Origin of the sequence: Melaminivora alkalimesophila (genome assembly GCF_000282995.1) — a bacterium.
Classification (GTDB): Bacteria; Pseudomonadota; Gammaproteobacteria; order Burkholderiales; family Burkholderiaceae_C; genus Melaminivora; species Melaminivora alkalimesophila.
The window spans coordinates 1-7,106 of sequence record NZ_ALEE01000252.1; the positions used below are offsets into that span (position 1 = coordinate 1).

Consider the following 7,106-nt stretch of genomic DNA (forward strand, 5'->3'; position numbering starts at 1 on the left):
TGGCGGGCGGTGTGCTGCTGATGGCCGCCGGCGTGCTGCTGACGCTGGCGACGCCGCTCGCGCCGGTCCTGGCCGGGGTCGCCCTGCTGACCTTCGGCTTCTTCGTGGCCCACGCGGTGGCCAGTGGCTGGGTGGGGGCGCTCGCGCAGAGGGCCAAGGGCCACGCCTCGTCGCTGTACCTGCTGGCCTACTACCTGGGCTCGAGCGTGCTGGGCTCGGTGGGCGGCTGGTTCTGGGAGCACGGCCGCTGGCCGGGCATGGTGGGCTTTGCGCTGGCGCTGCTGGGCGCGGCCGGGCTGCTGGCGCTGCGCCTGTACCGGGCGGCTCGAATATAATTGGCCTTTTCCCGAGGAGCGTTGCAGCGCCCTTTGCCTCCAGGCGAGGCGGGCGTGAGGCTCGGGAGACCGGGTCCGCCCGCCGTGCAACGACGCTCATCCACCTGGCGTGCGATGGGCAGCGAACTTCTTTTTCCTGCGCTCCTTCCCATCGCGGCCGGTGGCATTCACAACCGCCCAGGAGCCGCCATGAACGTTCGCACCCCCTCCCTCTCCCCGGCCGATTGCGCCATTGCCGACCTCTCGCTGGCCGATTGGGGCCGCCGCGAGATCGCCATCGCCGAGACCGAGATGCCCGGCCTCATGGCCATCCGCGAGGAATACGCCGCCCAGCAGCCGCTCAAGGGCGCGCGCATCGCCGGCAGCCTGCACATGACCATCCAGACGGCCGTGCTGATCGAGACGCTGCAGGCGCTCGGCGCCACGGTGCGCTGGGCCTCGTGCAACATCTTCTCCACCCAGGACCACGCGGCCGCGGCGATTGCCGCCAGCGGCACGCCGGTGTTCGCCATCAAGGGCGAGTCGCTCGAGGACTACTGGGACTACACGCACCGCATCTTCGAGTTCGGCCCGAAGGGTTCGGAGGGCGAGGGCCCAAACATGATCCTGGACGACGGCGGCGATGCCACGCTCCTGATGCACCTGGGCAAGCGCGCCGAGAAGGACGCATCGCTCGTCGCCGGCAACGGCGCCAGCGAAGAGGAGCGCATCCTGTTTGCCTCGATCCGCAGGAAGCTGGCCGAGGACCCGAGCTGGTACTCGCGCAAGAGCGCCCAGATCATCGGCGTGACCGAGGAGACGACCACCGGCGTGCACCGCCTCAACGAGATGTCGGCCAAGGGCACGCTGCTGTTTCGCGCCATCAACGTCAACGACTCGGTGACCAAGTCCAAGTTCGACAACCTCTACGGTTGCCGCGAGTCGTTGGTGGACGGCATCAAGCGCGCCACCGACGTGATGATCGCCGGCAAGGTGGCGGTGGTCTGCGGCTATGGCGACGTGGGCAAGGGCTCGGCCCAGGCGCTGCGCGCGCTGTCGGCGCAGGTTTGGGTGACCGAGATCGACCCCATCAACGCCCTGCAGGCGGCCATGGAAGGCTACCGCGTCGTGACCATGGAATACGCCGCCGACAAGGCCGACATTTTCGTGACGACGACCGGCAACAAGGACGTCATTCGCCACGAACACATGGCCGCGATGAAGGACCAGGCGATCGTCTGCAACATCGGCCACTTCGACAACGAGATCGACGTCGCCTCGCTGGAAAAGTACCAGTGGGAGGAGATCAAGCCGCAGGTGGACCACGTGATCTTCCCCGATGGCAAGCGCATCATCCTGCTGGCCAAGGGCCGCTTGGTGAACCTGGGCTGCGCCACCGGCCACCCGAGCTACGTGATGAGCAGCTCGTTCGCCAACCAGACGCTGGCGCAGATCGAGCTGTTCACGCGCCCCGACGCCTATGAAGTGGGCAAGGTCTATGTGCTGCCCAAGCTGCTCGACGAGAAGGTCGCGCGGCTGCAGCTGTCCAAGCTGGGCGCCATGCTCACCGAACTGACCGACGAGCAGGCGGCCTATATCGGTGTGGACAAGAACGGGCCGTACAAGAGCGACAGCTACCGCTATTGAGCTGAACCGGAGTCGGGCGGCCCGCCCTTGCTGCGAGGCAGGGGCGCTGCCGTCCCGCGGACCGTGGCGTCCGCCGTGCGGGTGCGCGGCGCGGCCCGCGGTGTTTGCAAGGCAAAAAAGGGAGGGGCGCGATGCGCGCAGACGTCTTTTTGGTGGAAGGCGGGCACGCCGCCACGCGCTCGCAGGCGCAGCGGCTGATCGCCTCCGGGGTGCAGTGGCGCCTCGCGGCGACCATGCCGTGGACGCGCGTGGCCAAGAATGGCGACGACATTCCTGCCGGCGCCGAGGTGCAGCTGCTGGATGCCTCCGAGGCAAAGTACCTTTCGCGCGGCGGCCTCAAGCTGGAGGGGGCGCTGCGCGCCAGCGGCCTCGATGTGACCGGGCTGCGCTGCCTGGACGTGGGCCAGAGCACCGGGGGCTTCACCGACTGCCTGCTGCAGCACGGTGCGGCGCAGGTGATCGGCGTGGATGTGGGCCATGCACAGGTGCACGAGCGGCTGCGCGCCGATGCGCGCGTGGTCTGCGTGGAGGGGCTGAATGCGCGCGCGCTCACGGCCGAGGTGCTGCTCGATGCCTGCGAGGAGGCCCTGTCCGAGCGCGTCGAGGCCGACCCGGAAGACAACGAGACACCGCCGCAGGCGCCCTATGCCTGGATGCGCAACGGCGGGCTGGTCGACGACGACTACGACGACAGCGGCGACGCCAAGGAGCACGAGATCGAGGCCTTCAAGGCCGAGCGTGCCGCCCGCGCCCGGGCCCGCGCCGAGGGCGGCCTGCCGACCGTGCGCCGACGCCTTGCGGGGCGCGAGGGCGTGCAGCTGATCCCGGAATTCGACTTGGTGACGGGTGACCTGTCCTTCATCTCGCTGACCCTGGTGCTGCCGGCGCTGGTGCCGCTGCTGAAGGACGGCGGCCAGCTGCTGATGCTGGTCAAGCCGCAGTTCGAACTGCAGCCCGGCCAGGTGGGCAAGGGCGGCATCGTGCGCGACCCTGGCCTCCACGCGGAGGTCGAGCAGCGCATCCGCGAATGCTGCGCGCAGCTCGGGCTGGCCGTGCGGGGCTGGCACGACAGTCCCATCGAGGGCGGCGACGGCAACCGCGAATTCTTCGTTCACGCAGAAAAACCAAGGAATCCAGCATGAATGCCCGCACGCCGCAGGCAGCCGCGCCCCGGCTGCCGGTGAGCTTCGAATTCTTCCCGCCCAAGACCGCCGAGGGCGTCGACCGGCTGCGCACGGTGCGCGCGCAGCTGTACCAGCGTCGGCCGCAATTTTGTTCCGTGACCTACGGCGCGGGCGGCTCCACGCAGGAAGGCACCTTCGCCGCCGTCCGCGAGATCCTCGCCGAGGGCATGGACGCGGCCTCGCATTTTTCCTGCATCGGCGCGACGCGCGACAGCGTGCGTGCGCAGCTGGCCGAGCTCAAGGCCATGGGCGTGCGCCGGCTGGTCGCCCTGCGCGGCGACCTGCCCAGCGGCTACGGGGTCGGCGGCGAGTTCCACTACGCCAGCGATCTGGTGGCCTTCATCCGCGCCGAGACGGGCCGGGATTTCCACATCGAGGTGGCGGCCTATCCGGAGATCCACCCCCAGGCGCGCTCGGCCGAAGCCGACCTGCAGGCCTTCGCCACCAAGGTGCGCGCCGGCGCGGATTCGGCCATCACGCAGTATTTCTTCAACGCCGACGCCTACCAGCGCTTCGTGGACGACGTGCGCCGCATGGGGCTCGACGTGCCGGTGGTGCCGGGCATCATGCCGATCCTGGGCGCGACGCAGCTGATGCGCTTCTCGGATGCCTGCGGCGCCGAGATCCCGCGCTGGATCCGTCTGCGCCTGCAGGGCTTCGGCGACGACACGGCCAGCATCCGCGCCTTCGGGCTGGACGTGGTCACGCGCCTGTGCGAGCAGCTGGTGCAGGCGGGCGCGCCCGGGCTGCACTTCTACACCATGAACCAGAGCGCGGCGACGCTGGCGCTGTGCGAGCGGCTCGGGCTGTAGGGTAGGCGACCCGGGCCGGGGCGGCTACAGTCGGCCGGTCGCAACGTCCAGCCATGCCTGCCCATGCCCCCTCCGCGCCTTCGAACGCTGCTCGCCGCTGCCGTCGCATGCCTTGCTGCGGCGTGGCTCGCCGGCTGCGTCGCACCGCCGCCGGCCGTGGAGGCAGCGCCGGAGGCCGCCGCGGCGCCGCAGGGATTGCCTGCCGCGCCGGCGCCGGCACTGCGTCCGCCGCGCCTGGTGCCCCCGGAGGGCCCGGCGGAGCCTGCGCTGCGCCTGAAGCCCGAGCGCATGGCCGAGGAGGGGGGCGGTGCACCGGCGCTGCGCCTGCCGCGGGAGGAGGCGCCGGCCGAGCCCCCGGTGCTGCTGGCCAGCGGCACCGCGTCCTGGTATGCAGACCGCTTCCACGGGCGCCTCACGGCCAATGGCGAGCGCTACGACCGGGAGGAGCTGACGGCTGCGCACCGCAGCCTGCCCTTCGGCACGCGCCTGTGCGTGCGCAGCCGGGCCAACGGGCGCATGGTGGTGGTGCGCGTCAACGACCGCGGTCCCTTCACGCCGGGGCGGATCATCGACCTGAGCCGCGCGGCCGCGGAGGTGCTGGGCATGACCGGGCTGGGGATCAAGCCGGTGGAGCTGTGGCAGCTCGGCCCGGAGGAAGACCGTTGCCCCGAGGGGCTGGAGCAGGCCGTGGAGGGCGCGGGTCTGGGGCTGGACGCGGGCGCGCAGGCGGTGCAGCATCCCGCGCCGGCACGCGGGGCGCCCCGCAGCGCCAAACAGCGCCGCAAGCCGCGCCGCCGCTGAGGGCGCTGGCCTATTCTTGGACTTCGAGGAGGTGGGTGGCGTGGCGGTCCTGGGCGAGCAGGGCGGCCATCTGCGGCAAGGCCTCGGTCAGCGCCGGCTGCAGCGTGTAGGGCGGATTGACGACGAACATGCCGCTGGCCGGCAGCCCGCCGCGGCGCTCGTCGCCGGGTGCGCCGGCCGGGGCGCGGCTGCCCTTGACCGTGAGGGCGGCGTGCAGCCAGGGGCGGCCGGCGCGCTGTGCGATGGTCTTCAGCCGGCGCGGCAGCGCGTGCGCTTCCGGCCGGGGAATGATGGGATACCAGACCGCGTACACGCCGGTGGAGAAGCGCCGCAGCGCGTCCTGCAGCAGCTCCTGCACGCGCCCGTAGTCGCTCTTGATCTCGTAGCTGGGGTCGCACAGCAGCAGGCCGCGGCGCGAGGGCGGCGGCAGCATGCGCCGCACCCCGGCAAAGCCGTCCTCGCGCAGCACCGCCACCTGGCGCCCGGCCTCGAGCTGCGCGACGTTGCCCGACAGCGTGCGCGCATCGGTCGGGTGCAGCTCGAACAGGCGCAGCCGGTCGTGGGGACGCAGCAGCCGCTGGGCGATGAAGGGCGAGCCCGGGTAGACGCGCGCCGCCCGCCCGGTGTTGAAGGCGCGCACCGCGTCGGCGTAGCGCTGCAGCGCCGGCGCCAGCGGCGCCTCGGCCGCGAGGATGCGCGCCACGCCCTGCGCACTCTCGCCGCTGGTGCGGGCGTGGTCGCCGTCGAGGCGGTACAGCCCGGCGCCCGCATGGGTGTCGAGCACCGTGAGCGCTGCATCCTTGTGCAGCAGGTGCTCCAGGGTGGCGATCAGCACCGTGTGCTTGAGCACATCGGCGTGGTTGCCGGCATGGAATGCGTGGCGATAACTGAACATGGGGCGATGGTACCTATGGCCATCGCCCTGCGTGGCGGCACAATGCGGGCCATCGCCACTGCCGAGCCCGCCTCGCACCTCCCCGACCCCGTGCCATGACCGCCAACCCACCCGCCGCCACCACCGCCAGCCATTGGCCCGTGGATGCGCTGCCCGCCGGCACGCGGCTTGGCGAGTTCGAGATCGTGGCGCTGCTGGGCGTCGGCGGCTTCGGCGTGGTCTACCAGGCCTTCGACCACTCGCTGCTGCGCTTCGTCGCCATCAAGGAGTACATGCCTGCGGCCCTGGCGGTGCGCTCGGGGGGGCAGTCGCTGCGCGTGCGCACGGCGGCTGACGAGTCCTCCTTCCGGGCAGGCTTGGAGTCTTTCGTGGGCGAGGCGCGGCTGCTGGCGCAGTTCGACCACCCCTCCCTGGTGCGCGTGTTCCGTTTCTGGCAGGAGCACCACACGGCCTACATGGTCATGCCCCTGTACAGCGGCATGACGCTCGCGCAGGCGCGCACCCACATGCGCGCGCCGCCCTCCGAGGCCTGGATGCGCAAGCTGCTGTGGTCGGTGGCCAGCGGCCTGCGCGTGCTGCACGACAGTGGCACGCTGCACCGCGACATCTCGCCCGACAACATCTTCCTGCAGGACAGCGGCCCGCCGGTGCTGCTCGACCTGGGTGCGGCGCGCCACGCCATCGGCGACAGCGGGCGGCACCACACGGCCGTGCTGAAGGTCAACTACGCGCCCATCGAGCAGTACAGCGACGCCGCCAGCGACCTGCAGCAGGGGCCGTGGAGCGACCTCTACAGCCTCGGGGCGACGGTGCATGGCTGCCTGTGCAACGACGCGCCGCTGCCCGCCACGCTGCGCTCGATCCGCGACCGGATGGTGCCCTTCTCCCGCGTGGCGCGCACCGTGCACAAGCAGTTCGGCGTGGAGTATTCGCCGAACTTCGTGCGCACGATCTCGCGCTGCCTGGCGCTGCACCCGCAAAAGCGGCCGCAATCCATCGAGGAATTCCTGCAGGCCCTGGAGATGACCAGCGCGCCTGCGGACCTGGAACATTTCGACTTCCGGGCGGAGCTGGGCAGCAACTGGGTCGAGCCGGCCGACAAGGACGCGCCCGGCGTGGCCGCCTCGGTGATCGACCTGTCGGCGCTGTCGCAGCCGCTGCACTCGGCCCCCGAGCCCGTGCGGCGGGCGATCGTCGTCGCGCCCGCCGGCCCGGACGGCGCAGAGCTGCCGGCCGCGGCCGAGGGCATGGCCTTCGCCGAGACGGTGGTGCAGGACTGGAACGAGACCGCCTTCGCGCAGACGCGCGACGCCTCGCAGGCGGCCGAACGCCCGCCCGCGCGCAGCCAGCGCATGGACGCCGGGACGGCGCGCGCCGAGCGCCGTGCGCTCGCGGCCGGGGGGGTCGCGGGAGCTGCGATTCGCTCGGCGCGGGGTCCGGGGCGCTGGCTGGC

6 protein-coding genes, 1 pseudogene and 1 riboswitch are annotated in these 7,106 nt (G+C 71.6%); of the genes and pseudogenes, 6 read left to right on the forward strand and 1 reads right to left on the reverse strand.

Going from position 1 to position 7,106, the window contains the following annotated elements; translation table 11 throughout:
- The 5 genes and pseudogenes from A612_RS17310 to A612_RS04610 form a co-directional block, all read left to right on the forward strand.
- A pseudogene (locus tag A612_RS17310) lies at positions 1 to 335 on the forward strand (MFS transporter); the annotation flags it as partial.
- A 7-nt stretch (positions 336 to 342) separates the two neighbouring features.
- A riboswitch (S-adenosyl-L-homocysteine riboswitch) is annotated at positions 343 to 440 on the forward strand.
- Between the two features lie 84 nt (positions 441 to 524).
- On the forward strand, positions 525 to 1,961 hold the full coding sequence (gene ahcY, locus A612_RS04595) for an adenosylhomocysteinase (protein ID WP_019373370.1): 1,437 nt from the start codon (positions 525 to 527) through the stop codon (positions 1,959 to 1,961).
- A 131-nt stretch (positions 1,962 to 2,092) separates the two neighbouring features.
- Positions 2,093 to 3,103 (forward strand): TlyA family RNA methyltransferase, encoded by a 1,011-nt coding sequence (locus A612_RS04600; protein WP_019373371.1) that lies wholly within the window; start codon positions 2,093 to 2,095, stop codon positions 3,101 to 3,103.
- On the forward strand, positions 3,100 to 3,957 hold the full coding sequence (metF, locus tag A612_RS04605; RefSeq protein WP_019373372.1) for a methylenetetrahydrofolate reductase [NAD(P)H]: 858 nt from the start codon (positions 3,100 to 3,102) through the stop codon (positions 3,955 to 3,957). The genes A612_RS04600 and metF overlap by 4 nt, the downstream gene beginning before the upstream one ends.
- 63 nt (positions 3,958 to 4,020) lie before the next feature.
- Positions 4,021 to 4,758 (forward strand): septal ring lytic transglycosylase RlpA family protein, encoded by a 738-nt coding sequence (locus A612_RS04610; protein ID WP_051001428.1) that lies wholly within the window; start codon positions 4,021 to 4,023, stop codon positions 4,756 to 4,758.
- A 10-nt stretch (positions 4,759 to 4,768) separates the two neighbouring features.
- Here A612_RS04610 and A612_RS04615 read toward each other — a convergent pair whose 3' ends face one another.
- Positions 4,769 to 5,653, reverse strand: a complete 885-nt coding sequence (locus tag A612_RS04615; RefSeq protein WP_019373374.1) for a 23S rRNA (adenine(2030)-N(6))-methyltransferase RlmJ — start codon at positions 5,651 to 5,653, stop codon at positions 4,769 to 4,771.
- A gap of 95 nt (positions 5,654 to 5,748) precedes the next feature.
- Here A612_RS04615 and A612_RS04620 point away from each other — a divergent pair.
- Positions 5,749 to 7,106, forward strand: a 1,358-nt coding sequence (locus A612_RS04620) for a serine/threonine protein kinase (protein ID WP_019373375.1), incomplete at its 3' end; no start/stop codon positions are given.